The 22,009-nt window shown below is 72.0% G+C and carries 20 protein-coding genes; 11 read left to right on the top strand and 9 right to left on the bottom strand.

The window, feature by feature from the left end:
- Positions 1 to 82: 82 nt before the first annotated feature.
- From ACFW6B_RS35570 to ACFW6B_RS35550, 5 genes are all read right to left on the bottom strand, one after another.
- The gene (locus tag ACFW6B_RS35570; RefSeq protein WP_386602898.1) at positions 83 to 853 is read right to left on the bottom strand and encodes a succinate dehydrogenase iron-sulfur subunit; all 771 of its coding nucleotides are present in this window, start codon (positions 851 to 853) and stop codon (positions 83 to 85) included.
- Positions 853 to 2,607 carry a succinate dehydrogenase flavoprotein subunit gene (sdhA, locus tag ACFW6B_RS35565; protein WP_386602896.1) on the bottom strand — a complete coding sequence of 585 codons (1,755 nt, stop codon included), beginning with the start codon at positions 2,605 to 2,607 and terminating at the stop codon, positions 853 to 855. The genes ACFW6B_RS35570 and sdhA overlap by 1 nt, the downstream gene beginning before the upstream one ends.
- Positions 2,608 to 2,630: 23 nt before the next feature.
- Positions 2,631 to 3,122 carry a succinate dehydrogenase hydrophobic membrane anchor subunit gene (locus tag ACFW6B_RS35560; protein WP_386602894.1) on the bottom strand — a complete coding sequence of 164 codons (492 nt, stop codon included), beginning with the start codon at positions 3,120 to 3,122 and terminating at the stop codon, positions 2,631 to 2,633.
- Positions 3,123 to 3,127: 5 nt separating this feature from the next.
- On the bottom strand, positions 3,128 to 3,508 hold the full coding sequence (gene sdhC / locus ACFW6B_RS35555) for a succinate dehydrogenase, cytochrome b556 subunit (RefSeq protein WP_386602892.1): 381 nt from the start codon (positions 3,506 to 3,508) through the stop codon (positions 3,128 to 3,130).
- A 167-nt stretch (positions 3,509 to 3,675) separates the two neighbouring features.
- On the bottom strand, positions 3,676 to 4,248 hold the full coding sequence (locus ACFW6B_RS35550; RefSeq protein ID WP_386602968.1) for a 2-oxo-4-hydroxy-4-carboxy-5-ureidoimidazoline decarboxylase: 573 nt from the start codon (positions 4,246 to 4,248) through the stop codon (positions 3,676 to 3,678).
- A 558-nt stretch (positions 4,249 to 4,806) separates the two neighbouring features.
- Here ACFW6B_RS35550 and ACFW6B_RS35545 point away from each other — a divergent pair.
- From ACFW6B_RS35545 to ACFW6B_RS35510, 8 genes are all read left to right on the top strand, one after another.
- Positions 4,807 to 6,363, top strand: a complete 1,557-nt coding sequence (locus tag ACFW6B_RS35545) for a glycoside hydrolase family 20 protein (RefSeq protein WP_386602966.1) — start codon at positions 4,807 to 4,809, stop codon at positions 6,361 to 6,363.
- Positions 6,364 to 6,537: 174 nt separating this feature from the next.
- Entirely contained in the window at positions 6,538 to 7,410 is an 873-nt protein-coding gene (locus tag ACFW6B_RS35540) for a DUF4328 domain-containing protein (protein WP_386602890.1), read from the top strand.
- Between the two features lie 210 nt (positions 7,411 to 7,620).
- A complete protein-coding gene (locus ACFW6B_RS35535; protein WP_386602888.1) occupies positions 7,621 to 8,193 on the top strand; it encodes a hypothetical protein in 573 nt (190 codons plus the stop codon).
- Positions 8,194 to 8,367: 174 nt separating this feature from the next.
- Positions 8,368 to 8,748, top strand: a complete 381-nt coding sequence (locus ACFW6B_RS35530) for a hypothetical protein (protein ID WP_386602886.1) — start codon at positions 8,368 to 8,370, stop codon at positions 8,746 to 8,748.
- A 163-nt stretch (positions 8,749 to 8,911) separates the two neighbouring features.
- Complete coding sequence (locus ACFW6B_RS35525; protein ID WP_386602884.1) at positions 8,912 to 9,529, top strand: RNA polymerase sigma factor; 618 nt, start codon at positions 8,912 to 8,914, stop codon at positions 9,527 to 9,529.
- Positions 9,530 to 9,817: 288 nt separating this feature from the next.
- Positions 9,818 to 10,606, top strand: a complete 789-nt coding sequence (locus tag ACFW6B_RS35520; protein ID WP_386602882.1) for a hypothetical protein — start codon at positions 9,818 to 9,820, stop codon at positions 10,604 to 10,606.
- 501 nt (positions 10,607 to 11,107) lie between these two features.
- The gene (locus ACFW6B_RS35515; RefSeq protein ID WP_386602879.1) at positions 11,108 to 11,770 is read left to right on the top strand and encodes an RNA polymerase sigma factor; all 663 of its coding nucleotides are present in this window, start codon (positions 11,108 to 11,110) and stop codon (positions 11,768 to 11,770) included.
- Complete coding sequence (locus ACFW6B_RS35510) at positions 11,770 to 12,888, top strand: hypothetical protein (RefSeq protein ID WP_386602877.1); 1,119 nt, start codon at positions 11,770 to 11,772, stop codon at positions 12,886 to 12,888. The genes ACFW6B_RS35515 and ACFW6B_RS35510 overlap by 1 nt, the downstream gene beginning before the upstream one ends.
- 351 nt (positions 12,889 to 13,239) lie before the next feature.
- Here the strand turns inward: ACFW6B_RS35510 and ACFW6B_RS35505 are convergent, their stop codons facing one another.
- Entirely contained in the window at positions 13,240 to 14,124 is an 885-nt protein-coding gene (locus ACFW6B_RS35505; protein ID WP_386602875.1) for a L,D-transpeptidase family protein, read from the bottom strand.
- A 53-nt stretch (positions 14,125 to 14,177) separates the two neighbouring features.
- On the bottom strand, positions 14,178 to 15,551 hold the full coding sequence (locus ACFW6B_RS35500) for an RNA-guided endonuclease InsQ/TnpB family protein (RefSeq protein WP_386602872.1): 1,374 nt from the start codon (positions 15,549 to 15,551) through the stop codon (positions 14,178 to 14,180).
- Positions 15,552 to 15,988: 437 nt separating this feature from the next.
- Between ACFW6B_RS35500 and ACFW6B_RS35495 the strand changes: the two genes are divergently transcribed.
- Positions 15,989 to 17,569 (top strand): methylmalonyl-CoA mutase, encoded by a 1,581-nt coding sequence (locus tag ACFW6B_RS35495; protein ID WP_386602869.1) that lies wholly within the window; start codon positions 15,989 to 15,991, stop codon positions 17,567 to 17,569.
- 77 nt (positions 17,570 to 17,646) lie between these two features.
- On the top strand, positions 17,647 to 18,297 hold the full coding sequence (leuE, locus tag ACFW6B_RS35490; RefSeq protein WP_386602867.1) for a leucine efflux protein LeuE: 651 nt from the start codon (positions 17,647 to 17,649) through the stop codon (positions 18,295 to 18,297).
- Between the two features lie 3 nt (positions 18,298 to 18,300).
- Here leuE and ACFW6B_RS35485 read toward each other — a convergent pair whose 3' ends face one another.
- Entirely contained in the window at positions 18,301 to 19,743 is a 1,443-nt protein-coding gene (locus tag ACFW6B_RS35485) for an FAD-dependent oxidoreductase (protein WP_386602964.1), read from the bottom strand.
- 74 nt (positions 19,744 to 19,817) lie between these two features.
- On the opposite strand from ACFW6B_RS35485, the gene ACFW6B_RS35480 reads away from it, so the two are divergent.
- Positions 19,818 to 20,477 (top strand): TetR/AcrR family transcriptional regulator, encoded by a 660-nt coding sequence (locus tag ACFW6B_RS35480; RefSeq protein WP_386602864.1) that lies wholly within the window; start codon positions 19,818 to 19,820, stop codon positions 20,475 to 20,477.
- 123 nt (positions 20,478 to 20,600) lie between these two features.
- On the opposite strand, the gene ACFW6B_RS35475 is transcribed toward ACFW6B_RS35480, so the two are convergent.
- Complete coding sequence (locus ACFW6B_RS35475; RefSeq protein ID WP_386602862.1) at positions 20,601 to 21,773, bottom strand: acyltransferase family protein; 1,173 nt, start codon at positions 21,771 to 21,773, stop codon at positions 20,601 to 20,603.
- Between the last annotated feature and the right edge of the window lie 236 nt (positions 21,774 to 22,009).

Genomic DNA, 22,009 nt, shown 5'->3' with positions numbered 1-22,009 from the left:
CATCACCCGATCGTGGCGTGACACACGCACGGGCCCCGTTCCTCGGAGGAACGGGGCCCGTGGTGACGTACCGGAAACGACGTCAGATGCGGCGCGTGATCAGCGCGCGCTTGACTTCCTGGATCGCCTTGGTGACCTCGATACCGCGCGGGCAGGCGTCCGTGCAGTTGAACGTCGTGCGGCAACGCCACACGCCGTCCTTGTCGTTGAGGATCTCCAGGCGCTGCTCCCCGGCCTCGTCACGCGAGTCGAAGATGAAGCGGTGGGCGTTCACGATGGCGGCCGGACCGAAGTACTGGCCGTCGTTCCAGAACACCGGGCAGGACGACGTGCACGCCGCGCACAGGATGCACTTGGTGGTGTCGTCGAACCGCTCGCGGTCCTCGGCCGACTGCAGACGCTCGCGCGTCGGCTCGTTGGTGTCCTTCGTGATGAGGAAGGGCATCACGTCGCGGTACGCCTGGAAGAACGGGTCCATGTCGACCACGAGGTCCTTCAGCACGGTCAGGCCCTTGATGGCCTCGATCGTGATCGGCTTCGCGGGGTTCAGGTCCTTGATCAGCGTCTTGCAGGCCAGCCGGTTCTTGCCGTTGATCCGCATGGCGTCCGACCCGCAGATGCCGTGCGCGCAGGAGCGGCGGAACGTGAGCGTGCCGTCCTCGTCCCACTTGATCTTGTGCAGCGCGTCGAGGACACGCTCCTTGGGGTCGATCTGGATCTGGAAGTCTTCCCAGACCGAATCCGCCGAGACCTCCGGGTTGAAGCGGCGGATGCGGAACGTGGCGGTGATGTAGGGGGAGTCGGCGAAACCGGGCTCGGCCGCGTCCGCCTTGTCCAGAGTGGGAGTAGCCATCAGTACTTACGCTCCATCGGCTGGTAGCGGGTCTGGACGACCGGCTTGTAGTCGAGACGGATGGACTCGGTGCCGTCCTCGCCGACCTCGCGGTACGCCATGGTGTGGCGCATGAAGTTGACGTCGTCGCGGTTCGGGTAGTCCTCGCGGTAGTGGCCGCCGCGGGACTCCTTGCGGGCGAGCGCGGAGACGGCCATGACCTCGGCCAGGTCGAGCAGGTTGCCCAGCTCGATGGCCTCCAGCAGGTCCGTGTTGAACCGCTTGCCCTTGTCCTGGACCGAGACGTTCTTGTAGCGCTCGCGGAGCTCCGCGATCTTCTCCACGGCCGTCTTGATCGTCTGCTCGGTGCGGAACACCATCACGTTGGCGTCCATGCACTCCTGCAGCTCCCGGCGGATCTCGGCGACCCGCTCGGTGCCCGTGGAGGCGCGCAGGCGCTCGACCTGGTTCACGACCTGCTCGGCGGGGTTCTCCGGGAGCTCCACGAAGCCGGCCTTCGCCGAGTACTCCGCGGCCGCGATGCCGGCCCGGCGTCCGAAGACGTTGATGTCCAGGAGCGAGTTCGTGCCGAGACGGTTGGCGCCGTGCACGGAGACACAGGCGACCTCACCGGCGGCGTACAGGCCCGGGACGACGGTGGTGTTGTCCGACAGGACCTCACCCTCGACGTTCGTCGGGATGCCGCCCATGGCGTAGTGCGCGGTGGGCTGGATCGGGATCGGGTCCGTGTAGGGCTCGATGCCGAGGTAGGTGCGCGCGAACTCGGTGATGTCGGGCAGCTTGGCGTCGAGCTGCTCCGGCGGGAGGTGGGTGAGGTCGAGGTAGACGTGGTCGCCCTCGGGACCGCAGCCGCGGCCCTCACGGATCTCGGTGTAGATGGAGCGGGACACGACGTCACGGGACGCGAGGTCCTTCATGACCGGCGCGTACTTCTCCATGAAGCGCTCGCCGTCCTTGTTGCGGAGGATGCCGCCCTCACCGCGGGCGCCCTCCGTCAGCAGGATGCCCATGCGCCAGATGCCGGTCGGGTGGAACTGGAAGAACTCCATGTCCTCCAGCGGCAGCCCGCGACGGTAGACGGCCGCCTGGCCGTCACCCGTCAGCGTGTGCGCGTTGGAGGTCACCTTGAAGAACTTGCCGGTGCCGCCGGACGCGTAGATCACGGACTTCGCCTGGAAGACGTGGATCTCGCCGGTCGCGAGCTCGTAGGCGACGACGCCCGCCGAGTGCTTGACCCCGTCGACCTCGGTGATGAGTTGGTCGAGGACGTAGAACTCGTTGAAGAACTCCACGCCCTCCTTGACGCAGTTCTGGTACAGCGTCTGGAGGATCATGTGGCCGGTGCGGTCCGCGGCGTAGCAGGACCGGCGGACCGGGGCCTCGCCGTGGTTGCGGGAGTGACCGCCGAAGCGGCGCTGGTCGATCGTCCCGTCGGGCGTCCGGTTGAACGGCAGGCCCATCTTCTCCAGGTCGAGGACCGAGTCGATGGCCTCCTTCGCGAGGATCTCGGCGGCGTCCTGGTCGACCAGGTAGTCACCGCCCTTGATCGTGTCGAAGGTGTGCCACTCCCAGTTGTCCTCCTCCACGTTGGCGAGCGCGGCGGCCATGCCGCCCTGCGCGGCGCCCGTGTGGGAGCGGGTGGGGTAGAGCTTCGTCAGCACGGCGGTGCGGCTGCGCTTCGTCGCCTCGATGGCGGCGCGCATGCCGGCGCCGCCGGCGCCGACGATGACGGTGTCGTACTTGTGGATCTTCATGAGTGGTTGCCTCAGCCCCGTGCCTAGCGGATGTTCGGGTCGAAGGTGAAGATCACCAGCGTGCCCAGCAGGATCGTGAACACCGTGGCGGTGTACAGCAGGCCCTTCAGCCACAGACGCGTGTTCGTGCGCTCCGCGTAGTCGTTGATGACGGTACGCAGGCCGTTGGAGCCGTGCAGCATGGCCAGCCACAGCATCGCGAGGTCCCAGGTCTGCCACCAGGGGCTCGCCCAGCGGCCGGCCACGAAGGCGAAGCCGATCTTGGAGACGCCGCCGTCGAGGACGAGCTGGATCAGCAGGTGGCCGAGGACCAGGACGACCAGGACGATGCCGGACAGGCGCATGAAGAGCCAGCCGTACATCTCGAAGTTGCCGCGGGTCGACTTGGGGGTCTTCTTGGTGCGCTTGCGCGGGGCCTCGATGAACGGGGCCGGATTGTCGACGCCGTAGGCCGAGTGGTCTCCGGCGCCCTCCACGGGGCCGATGCCGGAAGCGGCGGTGTCAGTAGTGGACATCTGCGTCAGCTCCCGAAGACTTCGCGGAATGCGTGACCGAGGACGGGGTACAGGGCCCCGAACATCAGCACGACCCAGATACCGACGACGGACCAGAGCATCTGCTTCTGGTAGCGCGGGCCCTTGGACCAGAAGTCGACGGCGATGACACGCAGGCCGTTGAGCGCGTGGAAGAGGATGGCGGCCACGAGGCCGTACTCCAGCAGCGCGACGATCGGCGTCTTGTACGTGGCCACGACGTCGTCGTAGGCCTCGGGGGAGACACGGACGAGAGCGGTGTCCAGCACGTGTACGAACAGGAAGAAGAAGATGAGGACGCCGGTGACTCGGTGAGCCACCCAGGACCACATTCCTTCCCGGCCGCGGTACAGCGTTCCAGCCGGCACGGAAGAACCCTCCGGGAGCGGGGATTGGGGCCGCGCCGGCTTCTCTGTCGGTCGGGCCCGGCCGGGTACGGTCCACCGGCCCCGGCCATCGTAGCGACGTGTTGTCGGAACGCTTACAGCGGCCCTATCAATGTGATCAAACTGGCAATCAATCAGGCACGTTCGGGCTATTCCGGGCGCCGCGTGTCGACGGATCGCGGCTCTTGGGCGAAATGACGGACGAGCCGGGTCAGTCGGCCGCGGGCCAGTCTGCGCAGCTCGTCGGCGGTGGTGATCCGCTCTTCCTCGGGGTCGTTCGCCAGGCGTGACCGGATGCCGACGAGCACCTGGTCGAGTGCCTCGCCGGGAGAGAATTCGTCCAGACAGATGACGAACACGTGCCCGAATCTGCTCTCGTACGCGGCGTGCGCGGCGCTCAGTGCCGTGTGGGCGGCGGAGTACGCACCGTCCGGCAGCGGCGTGAGCGATTCGCCGGCCAGGGCTTCGGCCAGGTCGGCGGGGGTCAGGTCGTACGCCGCCTCGTCGGCCGCGGCCAGCAGGGCGCCGAGGTCCGGGTAGGGGCGGTGGTCGGCCAGACGGTGCACCCAGCGCAGGCTGCGGCAGCAGGTGAGCAGGGCGCGGGTGACCTCTTCGGCGGGTGCGGAGTTGAACCCGTCGAGGCGGACCGGGAGCGGTTCCGCGCGCTTCTGCTCGGGGAGGGCGACCTGGCCGGGGAGGCGTGGGAGACGGTGAGACGTCAGCGTGGGTCCTCGGCGTGGGGGTGGGACGCGCGCCGTCCGGTGAGCGTGACGTGCGTGCGATACGTGTGTTTCGGCAGGGGCGGAAGTGAAAGTTGTGCTGCTCACGCTATCGAGGTGTGTCAGGACCTGTCCGACGGATGCCCGGATTTCACCCGCACGGGAGAGTTTCGGAGCGGGCGGTGGACGATTGCGATGACGGCCAGGGCAGAGTTGCGGTGGGAGCGGAGCCGGTGCGGCGAGGTGTTCCGGAGGGGACGCCTCGATAGGGGGAGTACACCTGAAGGGGACGCCGACCGGCCCGGTGGCGGCACGGCGCCGAGGGCGCGGTGAGACGGGCGCCGCGGAGCCGGCGCCCGGAGCGGGCCCGTGGAGTGCCCGCCGGAGGCGGGCGCCGCGGGTCGATGTCCAGAAGCGGGCGCCGGGGAGCCGGCGCCGTGAAGTGAGCGCCGTGGAGCGGCGCGGTGAGACGAGGGTGGCGGAGTGAGTGGTGGCAGGCGGCGTGCGCCGCGTCGGCGGCGGACGGGACAGAACGGACGGGGCAAACTCGTCGCGGCCGGTCTGGCGGTCGCCGGTGTCGTCGCGGTGGCCGTGGCGGTCTGGCCCGACGGAGGCGGGACGTCGCCGGGAACGGGGTCGCCGTCCGAGGACCGGTCGCGCGCCGTGGCCGCCCCCAGCCCCTCGCCGACCCGGCACTACCCCCTCTCCGAGGCGCCCCGCACCGTCCCCGCCGTGCGCGAGCACACCGCGGCCCGCGGCCCCGGCTGGCGCCCGGCCGCCGGCGGCCGGGTCGTCGTGCGCGACAACCGCCTCGCCGACGAGGGCAGGCTGCTCGCGGGCGAGCTCAAACTGACGTACGGGGGGCGGGCGGCCGCCGGGGCCGGGGACGTCGAACTGGGCCTCGACAAGGGGAAGGAGGGCCCGGAGTCGTACACCCTCACCGTCGGGAACGGCCGGGTCACCGTCACGGGACCCGCCGAGGCCGGGGTCTTCCACGGCACGCGCACCCTCAAGCAGGAGGTGCGCGGCGGCGGTACGGCGCCGGAGGGCGTCGTGCGCGACCGGCCCGCGAAACCGGTCCGCGGCTTCATGCTCGATACCGCGCGCAAGCACTTCACGGCGGCCTGGATCGAGGACCGGGTGCGCGAGCTCGGGGACCTGAAGTACAACCAGCTCGGCCTGCACTTCTCCGACGACCAGGGCTTCCGCATCGAGTCCGACACGCACCCCGAGATCGTCTCGCGGCAGCACCTGACGAAGGACGAGGTGCGCCGGATCGTCGCCCTGGCGAAGAGCCGGCACATCACCGTCGTGCCCGAGATCGACTCCCCGGGACACCTCGGCGCGGTCATCGCGGCACACCCCGACCTCCAGCTCCGCAATGTGTCGGGCGTCCCCGTCCGCGGCGCCGTCGACATCTCCAAGCCCGCCGCCGCGAAGATCGTCGACGATCTGCTCGACGAGTACGCGGGTCTCTTCCCCGGCACTGAATGGCACCTCGGCGGTGACGAGTACCAGGCCCTGACGGTGGCGGACCCGGCGGCGTCCTTCCCGCAGCTCGTCACCGCGGCGAGGAAGAAGTACGGAGCGGGCGCGGGCGTCACCGACCTCACGACCGGCTGGCTGAACGACCGGGCCGAGGTGGTCCAGGGCCACGGCCGCACGGCGCGGGCCTGGAACGACGGCTTCTTCCGCAGCAGCGACGTCCCGGCCGACGGCGACCTCAGGGTGGCGTACTGGACCGGCAAGGAGATCGGCGCCCGGCAGCCGGTGGAGTACCTGGGCGCGGGCCGCGAGGTCGTCAACTACAACGACGAGTACCTGTACTACGTCCTCGGTGAGCCCCAGACCTTCGTCTACCCGACGGGGCAGCGCATCTACGAGCAGTGGACCCCCCTCGTCGTGCGCGGATCCACCCCGGTCCCCGCGAAGTACGACTCCCGGATCCTCGGCGGCTCCTTCGCCGTCTGGTGCGACCTCTCGAACTCCCAGACCCAGGACCAGGTCGCGGCGGGCATCCGCATGCCGCTGCGCGCACTGACCCAGAAACTGTGGGACCAGCGGACGCCGTCCCTCTCCTGGACCCGGTTCAAGGCGCTGGCGGACCAGGTGAGCTGAGGGGCACCGGCTCGTGGTGACGGGCCGACCGGGCCGTCGGAACGGACTGGACGCGGCGAGGTCCAGAACCTTATTTTCCGCTTGCTTGTTCGTATGCCGGGCGCGACCTCCGGGGAGGGGGCGCGCCCGGCCTTTCGCGCGTCACCGTGCCGTGACGCGGATCTGGGGGGTTTCATGACCGCGCCGTCATCGCCGCAGCCCGTGCCGGAAGGGTCCGTCCCGTCGCAGCCCGCGCCGGAGGGGCCCGTCCCGCCGCAGCCCCGGGAGCGGGCCGAGGCCCCGGAGCTTTCCACCGCCCCGGTGCTCTCCCCCGCCCCGCGGCGCTCCCTGCCGCCGCTGTCACCGCTCCTGTCGCCGCACGGACCCGCCTCGCTGCGCTCGCCGGTCGTCCTCGGAGGCATCACCGTCGCGCTGCTCGGTCTGGTGGTCGCCGCCGACCTCTTCGCGGTCTGGGCGGACTACAAGACGTACGACGTGGCGGGTGCCGTCAGGGGTGCCCTCACGGACGGCTTCGCGGGCAGCGCCGGCTCCTTCGAGTCCCTCGCGCGGAGGGCCGACGAGGCGGACCTGCTCTCCATGCGCGCCGGCCAGGCGCAGGCGATCACCCTCCTGGCCGCCGGCGTCGCCTTCCTGATCTGGTTCCGGCGGGTCCGCATCAACGCCGAGGTCTTCCTCCCGTTCGGGCACGCCTGGTCCCGGTCCTGGATGTTCTGGGGCTGGATCGTGCCGTTCGTGAACCTGTGGCGCCCGCGCCAGGTCATGGCGGACATCTGGGACGCGAGCCGCCCCGCGGGCACCCGTAGCCGGCTCGGGCTCGTCAACGCCTGGTGGGCGTTCTGGATCGCCGGGCTGCTGGCCGGCCGGATCTTCGCGGTCCTCTACCGCAAGGCCGAGACTCCCCGGGAGGTACGGGACGCCGCCTTCCAGGGAATGATCGCCGACGGCCTCGACATCGTGGCCGCGGTCTTCGCCGTCGTCGTCGTCCTCAAACTGACCCGGATGCAGACCCGGAAGGCGCAGGAGGGCCCGGTCGCGTCCGACGACTGAGAGGGCTGTGGCCGAGCCGTGCCGACGCGCGGACCCGCACGGAACCCGTGCGGGTCCGCGCACGGTTTTGGCCGAAAACCTGTTCATCCGGGCATGCGCCAGGCAGGGTGGGATGGCACTGTGACACTCCTGCTCCGTTGCACGCAGTAAGGGGAAGTGCGGGCTCCGTAAGGCAAGGGCGCCCTGTCGAGGCATTTCGAGGGAGTCGTGATGAGTCTGGTGGAACTGATCGCTCGGGCCGACGAGCGAGGTCTGGCGGCGAGCGGTCTGGCTTGTTTGGACCGGTGCGTACCGCTGCTGGGCGGCGACGACGACGTCCTGCGGCCCCTGTGGGCGAGCCTGGCCGAGGCGGACGCCTGGGCCGAGTGGGGAACGCGTCTGGAGGAGGCGCGCGCCAAGATGGACGCGGAGGACCCCGAGCCGGCCGTGACCGACGAGGACCACGCCGCCCTGATCGCCCGGGGCATGCTCGACGCCGTCCCGGTCAAGCCCTCCGAGGAGGAGCTGCGGGCCTGGTCGGACGCCTGCTCGGTGGCGGCGCTGCAGGTGCACCGGTTCCTCGACCACGCCGACGACGCGGAGGCGTGCGTGACGGCGCGCCGCGAGGGGCGTACGGACGGCATGTCCCCGCTGGTCGCCGCCGAGCTGCGCCGCCAGGTCTCCGTCCTGGAACTGCTCGCCGAGCACGGCCAGGGCGGGCTGCGGCTCGCGCTGGACGCCTCGACCGAGGGGCGGCGCGTCCTGCGGGCGGTGGTCTCGCGCAGGGCACGCGGACGGGCTTAGAACCGGGACGAGCGTGCGAGGGTGCGCCGGAGGAAACGGCTCCGGCGCACCTCAAACCTTGATCGCGAGGGGCATCTGTGAGGGTCCTGGGGTGGAGATGGCGGTCCTGGGGCGGTGTCGCGAACCCCTGCCCGGACGCGTGATGAATCCCGCCGCCGCCGCGCTCTACCGGGTGTGAACGCAACTCAGACAACGCGGCCCCCGGCCGCGACGAAGCCCGTCCGCTGGGCGGCCGACACGGTCGCGGCCATGCGCGAGGGCGCCCGGCTGCGCCTCGACTACTCGGCGCGGAGCCTGGAGCGCGTCGACCGGGTGATCGACGAGATACGCGGGGACGGTGCCCCGTACGCCGCCGTCGAGAGCGTGCTGCGCGGGTTCGGGGCGTACGCCGGTGAGGTCGTCGCCCGTCACACCGGCGCCGAGTGGTGGGAGACCGGCGGCGAGCACCGGCTCCGTACGCCCGACGGACGGCTGTGGGACCCGATCGAGGAGGCCCGCCGCCGCTACGCGGGCGACGGCTCCCTGGGCCTGCTGTGCCGCGAGGCCGCCCGCTGAGGTCCCGGTCGGGCGCTCCGGCGGGCCCGGGCGGAGCGTCTGACGCACTGTGACACTTCCGTGGGACCCGACGCAGATGACCATGAGGGTGTCGACGCGGACGGCCGCGCCGACAGGCACATTCGGGCACATTCGGGCGAACTCGGTGCGGACGAGGACAGTGTTGGGCCAGGGAGGGGAAACCCGCCGCGCGCAGCCGTACGACGCGGAACTGGGCGTGGCCGTGGCGCGGGCGCAGGAGGGCGACGAGGTCGCCTTCGCGGCCGCGTACCGGATCGTGCAGCCCGGACTGCTGGGCTACCTGCGCGGCATCGTCGGCGACGACGCCGAGGACGTGGCGTCCGACGCCTGGCTGGAGATCGCCCGTGACCTGGGACGGTTCCGGGGTGACGGCGCGGGGTTCCGCGGCTGGACCGCGACCATCGCCCGGCACCGGGCCCTTGACCACCTGCGGCGGCTGCGGGTGCGGCCCCGGGGAACCACCATCGAACAGGACGCGCTGGACCTGCCGGGCAGGCACAGCACGCAGGACGAGGCGCTGGAGAGCCTGTCCACCGAGTACGCCCTCGAACTGGTCGCGGGGCTGCCGCGCGACCAGGCCGAGGCCGTGCTCCTGCGGGTGGTCGTCGGCCTCGACGGACCGTCCGCGGCACGGGTGCTCGGCAAGCGCCCCGGCGCGGTGCGCACCTCCGCCCACCGCGGTCTGAAGCGGCTCGCGCGCCAGCTCGGCGTCGCGGGTGTGACGGATGAGGAGTCCCGGACGCTGGGGGAGTCGGGATGAGTAGTACGTCCGGAACGGCCGGCACCGCGCCGTCGTCCGGAATCGCGTCGTCGTACGGCGGAAGGAACTCGACCGGTGTACGGATGGTGCACGGCGGACGGCCGTCACGCGGAGGACGGCTGCCGTGCGGCGACGGGCCGCCGTTCGTGGCCGGGACGCCCGGGGTGCCGTTCCGCGGACGCGGGACGGCACACGGGGCGGGGACGTTGTACGGCGTGGAGTGCGGAGCGGAGTCCTGGTACGGCGAGGAGCTGCAGGGCGGAGCGGCAGGCGGAGAGGGAACCGGACGTGGAACCGCACAGGGAACCGGACGCGCGGCCGGACGCGGGTGAACGGCGCGTCGGCGACGGCGCTGCCCCCGGTCCCCGCGTGGTTCCCGCGGCGGACCCCGGGGACGGCCGGACCCCGCTGGAGGGGCTCCTCGCCGCGGCGATGCGCGGCCGGGCGGGCGACGGGGCGGCGGAGACGCGGGCCGTGGCCGCCTTCCGGGTCGCCCGGGACGGCGGCGCGCACACCGCGCGCACCCGGCGGCGGGACGACTGGCGCCCGAAGGAGCGGAAGGGGCCGGGCCGCTCGCTGAGGGCCGCGTTCGCCGTGCTGCTGGCGGGCCTGACGCTCGGGGGCGTCGCCGTCGCGGGCATCGGACCGGTCTCGCGCGACGACGCGGACCGGGGCAGAGCCGCTGCCCGTCCGTCCGCCGGCGCCCCGGACCGGTTCCCCGGGGCCACGGCGCCGGCCGCTCCCGGAGCCCTCGCCCCGGGCGGCCCGGTGAGCCGTCCGCCGCTGGCCCGGGACACCGAGGCCCACTGCCGCGCGTACGCGTCGGTGAAGGACCGGGGCGGCGCCCTGGACGCGCGGACCTGGCGGCGGCTCGTCGCGGCCGCCGGGGGTGAGGACGAGGTCGAGGCGTTCTGCGCCGGGCGACCGGCCGCGCGTACCGGGGCGAAGGGCGCGAAGGGGGCGGGCGGCGCGGAGAACGCGCGGGACGCGGAGGGGTCCGGGGGGACGGACGGGGCGCCGGGCCGGGGGAGCCGGGCCGCGAGCCCGAAGCCGGCGAAGTCCCGGGGCGATCGGTAGACGTCGGTAGACGGAGGCGGCCGTGGCACGGGCCGGGCCGGAAGGCCACGGGGCCGGACGCCGAGGGCTTCGGCGGGCTTCCTCGCCGATGGCAACGGCCGGGGCCGCCACCCCCCACAGGAGAGGCCCCGGCCGTCGCGCGGCACGGGCCGCGCGGCGACCCGTACTCTCTACAGCGCCGGGACTGCGTTTTGTGTCACACCTCGCACGGTCACCATGTAGTTGCACGTTGTACGAACATGGACGGGGAGCAGTTTCAGGCCGTAACGTGCCTTTCGCGCCGGTGCGGGGAGAGGACGACCGCAACCACGAGGGACCTGGTACCGCCATGCGGCGAACCGGGGACCACGACCACGTGGGGGGCCCGGGAGCAGAACCGCGTGGGGCGGCGGACCACGACCACGCGGACCTGAGACCGCAACCGTCCGTCGAGGAAGACACGACGGTGAGAACCCGGCCCGCGAGAGCGGTGCCGGTCGATGCGCAAAGAGGGGCGCGGGGGTGCTGGGGGACGACGCGGAGCTGACCGCCGCGGTACTTGCCGCACAGGACGGGGACGAGACCGCGTTCCGGACCGTGTACCGGGCGGTGCACCCACGCCTGCTCGGATACGTACGGACGCTGGTGGGCGAGCCGGACGCCGAGGACGTCACGTCCGAGGCGTGGCTCCAGATAGCCCGTGACCTGGAACGCTTCAGCGGGGACGCGGACCGTTTCCGCGGCTGGGCGGCGAGGATCGCCCGCAACCGCGCCCTGGACCACATACGGATGCGCGGACGCCGTCCCGCGATAGGCGGCGACGAGACCGAGCTGACCGGCAAGGCCGCCGAGTCCGACACGGCGACCGAGGCGATGGAGGCGCTGTCCACCGGCAGCACCCTCTCGCTCATAGCCCAGCTCCCGCAGGACCAGGCGGAGGCCGTCGTCCTGCGTGTCGTGGTCGGTCTCGACGCCAAGACGGCCGCCGAGGCCCTCGGCAAGCGCCCCGGAGCCGTCCGGACGGCCGCGCACCGGGGCCTGAAACGGCTCGCGGAACTGCTCGGAACCGATCCGGAATCCGTCGGCGGGCTCGACGCCGTTCCCCCGCAACGAGGTTCCCGTGTCCGCGCGGTGACGTCCGCCGGTGTGACGCATACGCGTTCGCGGGCGCAGAAGGACATGTGATGGCCGACGAGCAGTACAAGTGGCTTGACCGGGACGCCGCGGAGCGTCTGCTGAACGGGGAGCCGCTGGAAACCGTCGACCCCGGCACGCGCGAGCAGGCGGACCGCCTCGCCGCGGCCCTCGGCGCACTGGCCGCCGCACCCGAGCCGACCAGCGACGAACTCCCGGGCGAGGCAGCCGCGTTGGCCGCGTTCCGCAAGGCGCGCGAGGGCGGGGACGGTGTCGCCGCGCAGCTCGGCCGGCACGGTCGCGCGCGGTCCGGCGCGCACGCCGCGGACACCGGTCTCGTACGCATCGGACGCCCCGCCGCACACGGACGCCGGACGCGCTGGGGACGGCCGACCCGCTTCGGGCTCGCCGCGGTGCTGGCCGTCGGGATGGTCGGCGGCGTCGCCGTCGCGGCCGGAACCGGAGTCCTGCCGACGCCGTTCACGCGCGAACACCCGGGCCCGGCCGCGACGGTCACGGCGGTACGGACCCCGGACCGTCCGCTCGTCTCGGCCCCGCCCACGGCCTCGCCCTCGCCCGGGGTCTCCGGCGGAAACGGCGCCGTGGTGCCGGTCCCTGACGATCCGTCGGGCGAACCGTCCGCCGACCCCTCCGCGTCCGCGGGGCCCGGCTACGGGAGCGGTCTGCCGACTCCCGGCTCCGGCCAGGGCACCGAACGCACCCGCGAGTGGTGGAAGCGGACGCGTTCGTACTGCCGTGACGTCCTCGACGGCAAGGACCTCGACGAGGACCGCAGGCGCATCCTGGAGCACGTGGCGGGCGGCGGTGCCCGGGTGAGGCTGTACTGCTCGGGCGTCCTCGGCCGCGGACCGGGCCGGAGCACCGGCGACGGTCGGGGCGACGGGGGTGAACAGGGGACGGGGCAGGATTCCGGCCAGGGCGGCCAGGAAGACTCGGGCGGCGGTGACGGTGGCGGTGACGGCGACGGCCACCACACAGGGCCGGACGGCAACGACCACCGGGACAACGGTGTCAGAGCCCCGTTCCCCCTGCGTCCGGGACCGGCTCCGCTCCTGCCGGTCGCGCCGTCGTGGTCCCCTTCGTCGGGCCCGGCCCGGGAGGCGGGCCCGGGAACGACGCCGGGCCTGCCGGTCGCCACGTTCCTGTGAACGGGCCCTCACGGGCGTCGGCCGCCGGCCGCGGAGCAGCGCTTTTCCGCCACGTGCTGTCACGCCGTCAGCTCGTCGGCCGATGCGTCGTCACCCTGTCGGCCGTCCGAACCGGCCTGCCGTGAAACCCCTCTGACCTGCGCTTTTGTGATTCGTTGAAACTTTTATCGGCCGGGTGTGACATTTTCGACCGCCCCGGCGCAGTACGTGATGAGCCGACTGGTCATCGGCCGTAGCACGGAGCCGGGGTTCCCCCCGTACCCACGGCTTCGTGCAACCGGCGCGGGCGGGACACGTTCCCCCGGTCCCGCCCGCGCCCATTCCTCGCCGCCCCGCCTCCGCGCGGGGCCCTCACCAGTAGACGACGACCTTGTCGCCCGTGCGGACCTGCGCGAACAGCGCCGCGATCTTCCCCTCGTCCCGCACGTTGACGCAGCCGTGCGAGGCGCCGTAGTAGCCGCGGGCCGCGAAGTCCGAGGAGTAGTGCACCGCTTGGCCGCCGCTGAAGAACATCGCGTACGGCATCGGCGTGTGGTAGATCGTCGACACGTGGTGGCGTGACTTGAAGTAGACGGTGAACACCCCCTCGCGCGTGGGCGTGTACTGCGAGCCGAACCGGACGTCCATCCGCGAGACCGTCCTGCCGTCGACCATCCAGCGCAGGGTGCGGCTCGTCTTGCTGACGCACAGCACACGGCCCTTCATGCAGCGCGGGTCGGGCTTCGCGGCCGGCTGCCCGCCGTAGGGGTAGAGCTCCCAGGCGGCCGGTTCGTGCGTCATCCTCCGCAGCCGCTGCCAGGTGACGGTGTCCAGATCACCGGTGCGCGGCAGGCCCCGCTTGCCCTGGAACCCCTTCACGGCCGCGACCGTGCGGGCGTCGTACGTCCCCGTCGGCGGGGTGATGAGCCAGGCGACCTGGTGCAGCCGGGCCTGCGCCCTGCGGATGTCGTCGCCCCGGTCGCCCCGGGACCAGAGCACCTCGGCGGGCTCCGCGGCGGGCCGGCCCCCGTCCTTCCCCGCGTCCGCGGAACCGGACGCGCCGCCCTTCCCCCCGGGCGGGGAGGCGGCGGGCCTGCCGTCGTCCTTCCCCCGCTCGCCGGGCGCCGGGGCGAGCGAACCGTCGATCCTCACCGGCGGCTTCTTCCCCCGCGCGTCCACGGCGTGCGCCGTGCAGCCGCTCACCACGGCGAGCGCCGCGAGCGCGGCCAGCGATCTCCTCAAGCCAGTCGTACGCATCCGGACCCCTGTTCCACCCGTCCTGTCGTGCACACCAGGCCCCCGTCCCGCCCTCATGTCACCTGAGATGCTCCCCGCGGGTGACCGGTTGCGAACGGGGCGGCATGTTGACATCCTCCCCCTCTTAAAAAGAGGGGGATTTCAACCCGTACGGGTTGGGGTTCACGGGTGTTCGAGCGGCTGGTGGCCGTTGTCACCCCTCCGGCACCGGCTGTTCGCCGGGGGCGGGGGATCCCGCCCTGTCCTGCCGCGACGTTGACTGCTGCGTTGGTGTCCGCGTTGCAGGTGAAGCCGCAGGAGGAGCAGCAGAACTCGGCTTGGCTCTTGCGCGAGTTCTTGTCGATCCAGCCACAGAGACTGCAGCGCAGACTGGTGTAGGGGGCGGGGACGTCCTCGACCCGGCCGGGGGCCTTGTGTCCGGTGCGCTGCCGGAGCAGGCCCCAGCCCTGGGCGAGGATCGCCCGGTTCAGCCCGGCCTTCTGGGCGACCTTCCTGCCGGGCTGTTCGACCGTCCCCCTCGCGGAGGCGGTCATGTTCGTGATGTTCAGTTTCTCGAACCGCACCAGGTCATAGCCGCGGGCGAGCATCGTGCTGGTCTTCTCGCACCAGTCCTTGCGCCGGTTTGCCTCACGGGCCTTGATACGGGCGGCCTTCGCGTACTCGGCGGCCTTGCGCTCACTTCCCTTGGGCGCGCGGGCGGCCCGGCGCTGATGCTTGCGGATCCGGGCGCGTTCCCTGACGGTGAGCTGCGGGCAGTTCAGTTTCCGCCCGTCGGAGAGGGCGGCGGTGATGGCCACGCCCCGGTCGACGCCGATGACCTCACCCGTGCCGGGCCCGTCGACGGGGGCGGGGACGACGGCGAACGCCACATGCCACCGTCCGTTACGGAAGGTGACACGGAACGTCTTCGCCTTCGGTAACTGAGATCCCCTGCCGTTGCGACTGAGCCGGAAGCGGACCCAGCCGCAGCCGGGCACCTTCACCCGCGCCCACCTGCGGTTGAGTTTCTGCACCACGACCGAGCGGCCCATGACCTGCTTTCCGGTCTTCGCGTTGAGCCTCGGCGAGCCGTCCGCCTCGAACTCCCCGATGCGGTCGGTACCGATGACGCGAAAGCCCTCGTGCACGTGCTTCCGGCGCCAGGTCGGCTCACCGAACCCGGAGGTGAAGCGGGCGTTCTTGGCTGTGGCGAAATCCTTCAGGGCCTGCTGCTGCACATCGGCGTTGCCCGAGGCCAGCCATGCGTTGTCGCGCCGGGCCTCGGTGAGCTGACGGCACTGCTCGGCGAAGCCGGGCGCCGCCCTGCGGCCCCGGTACCAGTGCGCGTGCTGCTCGACGGCGAGGTTCCAGACGTACCGGGCGTGCGCGCAGTGGCCGAGCATGACGCCCGCCTGCTCACTCGTCGGGTACATCCGAAACCGTGCCATGGCCGTGAACTTAGCCAGCACGTTCCCCGGTCGCCCACGCCATCGACCGACATCACCCGCGCGAGTGACCATTCCCGGCCACCGTCCCGCCCGACCACCGTCGACTCCGAGTTGCCGCACCTGCTCAAGGCCGGCCTCGCCGCCGTCTCTCCCGAGACGCCGAATCGCCCTGGCGGCGATTCGGCTTCACCTGCCCCGCTCCGCGGGAGCGGGCATTCACCCCGGCCCTGAAGGGCCGGTCACCTTGCCCGAAAGCAAGGTGGAAGAGAACCATGCGACGACCCGTCGTCCGGCGACAAGGGGCGGGAAACGGGCCCGCGGACGAGTATGTGAGCAAGGTCCCGGCGCGGGCCTCTCCACCGGCCGTGCCCCGGCCGCTACAGTCCGTCGCCGAGGGCGCATCACTGTCGTCGGGCCACTTCACGGGAGGCGGAGCAATGACGCGCGAATCCGAGTCCGGACTGCCCATCGAACCGGTCTACGGCCCCGGGGCACTGGACGGCTGGGACCCGGCCGAGAAGCTCGGCGCGCCCGGCGCGTACCCCTACACCCGAGGCGTGTACCCGTCGATGTACACGGGACGCCCGTGGACCATGCGCCAGTACGCGGGGTTCGGTACGGCCGTGGAGTCCAACGCCCGCTACCGGCAGCTCATCGCCCACGGCACGACGGGCCTGTCGGTCGCCTTCGACCTGCCCACCCAGATGGGCCACGACTCGGACGCCCCGCTCGCGCACGGCGAGGTCGGCAAGGTCGGCGTGGCCGTCGACTCGGTCGAGGACATGCGCGTCCTGTTCGACGGGATCCCGCTGGACGAGGTCTCCACCTCGATGACGATCAACGCGCCCGCCGCGCTGCTGCTGCTGATGTACCAGCTCGTCGGCGAGGAACAGGGCGTCCCCGCCGACCGGTTGACGGGCACCGTCCAGAACGACGTCCTCAAGGAGTACATCGCCCGGGGCACGTACATCTTCCCGCCCAAGCCGTCCCTGCGGCTGACCGCGGACATCTTCAAGTACTGCGGGACCGAGATCCCGAGGTGGAACACCATCTCGATCTCCGGCTACCACATGGCCGAGGCGGGCGCCTCTCCCGCGCAGGAGATCGCGTTCACGCTCGCCGACGGCATCGAGTACGTCCGCACCGCCGTCGCCTCCGGCATGGACGTCGACGACTTCGCCCCCCGCCTCTCCTTCTTCTTCGTCGCCCGTACGACGATCCTGGAGGAGGTCGCCAAGTTCCGCGCGGCCAGGCGCATCTGGGCCCGGGTGATGCGGGACGAGTTCGGCGCGAGGAACCCCAGGTCGCTGATGCTGCGCTTCCACACCCAGACGGCGGGCGTCCAGCTCACCGCGCAGCAGCCGGAGGTGAACCTCGTCCGGGTCGCGGTGCAGGGCCTCGCCGCGGTCCTCGGCGGCACCCAGTCGCTGCACACCAACTCCTTCGACGAGGCCATCGCGCTGCCCACCGACAGATCCGCCCGACTGGCCCTGCGCACCCAGCAGGTCCTCGCCCACGAGACGGACGTGACGGCGACGGTCGACCCCTTCGCGGGCTCCTACGCCGTGGAGAGGATGACCGACGACGTCGAGGCGGCGGCCGTCGCCCTGATGACGCGGGTCGAGGACCTCGGCGGCGCCGTCGGGGCCATCGAGCACGGCTTCCAGAAGGGCGAGATCGAACGCTCCGCCTACCGCATCGCCCAGGAGACCGACTCCGGCGAGCGCGTGGTGGTCGGCGTCAACCGCTTCCGGCTCGACGCGGAGGAGCCGTACGAGCCGCTGCGCGTCGACCCGGCCATCGAGGCCCGGCAGGCCGAACGCCTGGCCCGGCTCCGCGCCGAGCGCGACCAGGAGGCCGTCGACACCGCCCTCGCCGCCCTGAGGAAGGCCGCCGAGGGCACGGACAACGTCCTGTACCCGATGAAGGACGCCCTGCGCGCCCGCGCCACGGTCGGCGAGGTCTGCAACGCGCTGCGCGAGATCTGGGGGACGTACGTACCGTCGGACACCTTCTGAGCCGGGTGAGTCCCTCCGGCGACTGAACGGCGAGACAGTCGGACGTGATGTCGTACCCCCGTGCGACACTCCCTTCCATGCTTGGTGTCATCGATCTCCCCACCTATCTCGCGGGCCTCGTCCTGATCGTCCTGCTGCCGGGGCCGAACTCGCTCTACGTGCTGTCCGTCGCCGCCCGCCGGGGCATCCGCACGGGGTACACCGCGGCCGCGGGTGTGTGGTGCGGGGACACCGTGCTGATGACCCTGTCGGCCGCCGGTGTGGCGTCGCTGCTCCAGACGAACGCCGTGCTGTTCGGCATCGTGAAGTACGCCGGTGCCGGTTATCTGACCTGGCTGGCGGTCGGGATGCTGCGCGCCGCACGGTCGATGTGGCGGTCCCGCCGGGAAGCGGTCGCCGAGAGCGCGGAGACCGAGTCGGTGGCGGGGGAGCGGCCGTTCCGGCGGGCGCTGGTGATCAGCCTGTTCAACCCGAAGGCGATCCTGTTCTTCGTCGCCTTCTTCGTTCAGTTCGTAGACCCGGGCTATGCCTACCCGGCCCTCTCGTTCGTCGTGCTCGGCGCCTTCGCCCAGCTCGCGAGCGTCCTCTACCTGACCGCCCTGATATTCAGCGGTACGCGCCTCGCGGCGGCCTTCCGCCGGCGCAAGCGCCTCTCGGCGGGGGCCACCAGCGCCGCCGGCGCCCTCTTCCTCGGCTTCGCGGTCAAGCTCACGCTCGCCAGCGCGTAGCGCTCAGCCGATGCTCAGCCCCACCCGGGCCGCGTACTCCGGCAGGCCCCGCGCGTCGGTGCCCGCCCAGCCCACGTAGCCGTCGGGGCGGACGAGGAAGACCCCGGTCCCGTACCACTCGTACGGTCCGACGCGCACGGTGCGGACGCCGGGGAGCACCGGCGGGCTCGTGACCGTGCCGACCGTGAGCAGCGTCCAGTGCGGTCCCCGGAACTCGTCGAAGAGGCGTACGCCGTCCACGGTTCCGTCGGGGGCGCGGTCTCCCGCGCGGAGCGCCTCGTCCGGCAGGTCCGCGCGGGTCTCCGCCGCGAGGGAGGAGCCGCGGTAGCCGAGGCCGAGCTGACGGGTCTCCCCGCCGCGGCGGGCCTCGCCGCGGTGGATCCTCGTGGACAGGCCGAGCACGTCGGCGGCGACGGGAAGCCGTTCCTCCTCGTAGGTGTCGAGGAGGGACGCGGGAGCCTCGCCGCGCAGCACCGCGCCGAGCTTCCAGCCCAGGTTGTAGGCGTCCTGGACGCTGGTGTTGAGGCCCTGGCCGCCGGCCGGCGAGTGGACGTGCGCCGCGTCCCCGGCGAGGAAGACCCGCCCGGCGCGGAAGCGGTCCGCCAGCGCCGCGCGCGGCCGGAAGTCGGAGGCCCAGCGCACCTCGGTCACGGCTTCGGGCGAGAGGTGGGAGCGGGCGGCGACGGTCCGGCGGACGCCTTCGGGCGACAGGTCGACGTCCGTGCCCTCCGGGAACTGCGCCACGAGCTGGAAGTCCTCCGTGCCGGCCAGCGGGCAGATCGCCATGAAGCCGACTCCGGCGTCCTCGCGCGGCGGGAAGACGTGCCAGTTGTCGCGGTCGAGCCCGGTGATCCGCACGTCCGCGACGAGGACCGGGTCCGGGTCGACGGTCTCGCCGGTCATGGCGATCCCGAGCGCGTGCCGCACCACGGAGCGGCCGCCGTCGGCGGCGACGACGTACCGGGCGCGGACCGGCGGGCCGGAGGCGAACTCCACGGTCGCCCCGTCCTCGTCCTGGGCGACCGCGACCACCTCGCGGCCGAAGGCGACCCGGCCCCCGAGCTTCTCCAGCCGCGCGAGGAGGATCTCCTGCGTGCGCCACTGCGGCACCATCCACGGCGCGTTGTACGGCGAGTCGTCGGTCGGCTCGGCCGGGTCGAACATCCGGTGTTCGCCGGCCCGTCGGCCGTCCTGCCAGATCATCCCGACCGGGTAGTCGCCGCCCGCGGCGCGGATTGCGTCGAGGACGCCGAGGTCGTCGAAGACCTCCATGGTGCGCGGCTGGAGTCCCTTGCCGCGCGACCCCGGCGCGAGCCCCTCGCCCCGCTCCACGACGAGCGCGTCCACGCCCCGTCGCGCGAGGTCGGCGCCGAGGGCGAGGCCGGTGGGGCCCGCTCCGACGACGAGCACGTCCACGTCCACGTTCGCACCGGGCTTGGATGTCATGCTCATGCCTTCTTCCTTAACGCTGTTAAGTTCCATGCCGCGAGCATGCCCTTAACGGCGTTAAACTGTCAAGCGTGGTTACCCAGAGACCCCAGCGGGCCCCCAGGCTGGACAAGAAGCAGGTCGTCGAGACCGCCCTGCGGCTGCTCAACGAGGCGGGCCTCGACGGCCTGACCCTGCGGGCCATCGCCAAGGAGCTGAACGTCCAGGCGCCCGCGCTCTACTGGCACTTCAAGAACAAGCAGGAACTGCTCGACGAGATGGCCACCGAGATGTACCGCCGGATGGTCGAGGACCCGGGGGCGGCCGGGGGCGACGGCTGGCGGGAGCGGCTGATCGCGGCCAACCGCGGACTGCGCGCCGCCCTGCTGAGCTACCGCGACGGCGCCAAGGTCTTCAGCGGTTCACGTTTCACGGGCACCCTGCACGCCGTCGAGATGGAGCGGACCCTGACGCTCTTCACCGGGGCGGGGTTCACCCTCGCGCAGGCGGTGCGCGCGACGTCCACCTCGTACGCGTACACGATCGGTTTCGTCACCGAGGAGCAGGGCGTCCAGCCGCTGCCGGGCGAGCGCCGCGAGGGGTACGACATGGACGAACGCGCCCGCCGCATGGCCGACTTCCCGCTGTCGGCCGCGGCGGGCGCGGAGATCTTCGAGGACTACGAGCGGCACTTCGAGGAGGGGCTCGCGCTGATCGTGGCGGGCGTCGAGGCGCGCTACGGCATCGGCTGATCCCGGCCGACGGCCGTCGGCGCCCCGCCGGGGCCCCGCTCGCGCGGGCGGCGCGGATCGCGCGGGTGAGCAGGGGGGGCGGCAGGTCGGCCGCGATCCGCCGCATGGTCCGAACGGCAGGTTCTACGGGCGCGGCTTCGACAGGGCCGTGCGGAGCCTCGGGGTGAGCCGGTCCTCCACGAACCGGTTGAGCAGCCAGGCGAGCAGCAGCATCGTGGCGACCGTGGCCGGGAGCGTGCCGTACGACGGGATGTGCAGCGTCCGGTGGTAGGTCTCGATGACGACCCAGCCCAGGTGCTCGTGGACCAGGTAGAAGGGGTACGTCAGCGCGCCCGCGACCGTCAGCCAGCGCCAGTTCGCCCGGCGCAGCCAGCCCAGCGCGATCGCGGCGACGGCGACGTAGCCGAAGGTGACGACGAGGACGATGCCGTAGGACGAGCGGTCGGAGAAGAACTCCGGGTTCGGGGCGTGCCACAGGCGCTGGACCGCGTAGTGCTGGCCGATCAGCCAGCTCACGCCGACGATGCCCCACGCGTACGCGTCGCGGCGGTCGCGGTGGACGAGGTAGAGGCCGACACCGCCGATGAAGTACGGGGCGTACTCCGGCATCAGGACCACGTCGAGCAGGGGCTCGTGCACGCCCTGGGCGATGGCCGCGGCCAGGGTCCAGGCGGCGCAGAACAGGATCACGCGCCGCCGGTTCGCCCCGGGCAGCACGATGCACAGCGCGAAGAGGGCGTAGAAGCGGACCTCCGCCCACAGGGTCCAGCACACGCCGAGCACCCGGTCGGCGCCCAGCGGCTGCTGGAGCATGGTGAGGTTGACCAGCGTGTCACTGGGGGAGACCGTCTCGTACGCGACGACGGGCAGGGCGAACACGGCGGTCACGATGACGATCGCGGCCCAGTAGGCGGGCAGCAGCCGCGAGGCGCGGGAGGCGAAGAAGGAGCGCAGCGGCCGGCCCCAGCCGCTCATGCAGATGACGAAGCCGCTGATCACGAAGAAGACCTGCACGCCGAGGCAGCCGTAGGCGAACAGGTGGTGCAGGGTGGGGAACTGGTGCTTGGGCGAACTGCCCCAGGCCCGGACCACCTCGCCGTCCCGGCCTCCGTAGTGGTACCCCGCCACCATCAGGGCCGCGACGAGCCGCAGTCCGTCGAGGGCGCGCAGCCGGTTCTCCCGGGGTGCCGCGGGTCGGGGAGCGGCGGACGCGGCGGACGTCTCGGCGGGTGGCAGGACGGTACGGACCACGGTGCCGGTCGACGTCCCGCGGGCCTCCTCGGGCGTGTCGATCACAAGGTTCCCCTCAATGGGACTCAGCTGGCCCACAGCACGTTAGTCCGATAGTCGGGGATGCTTACGGTCTGACGAGGCCGGTTCGTCGTCTCGCCCACGGGAGTTCATCTACGGGTTGCCGTCGCGTTGAAGACTCTCCCGGCGGTGGGTGGGTCGGGGCCGTGCCGGTACATCCGCCCGTCGCCGTTGGACGGAGATGTGGCTGTCGGTGGCGACGGGCATGTGATGTACCGGCA

It is taken from the genome of Streptomyces sp. NPDC058751, assembly GCF_042746485.1.
Taxonomy (GTDB): Bacteria; Actinomycetota; Actinomycetes; order Streptomycetales; family Streptomycetaceae; genus Streptomyces.
This window is presented reverse-complemented; position numbering and strand designations above follow the sequence as displayed.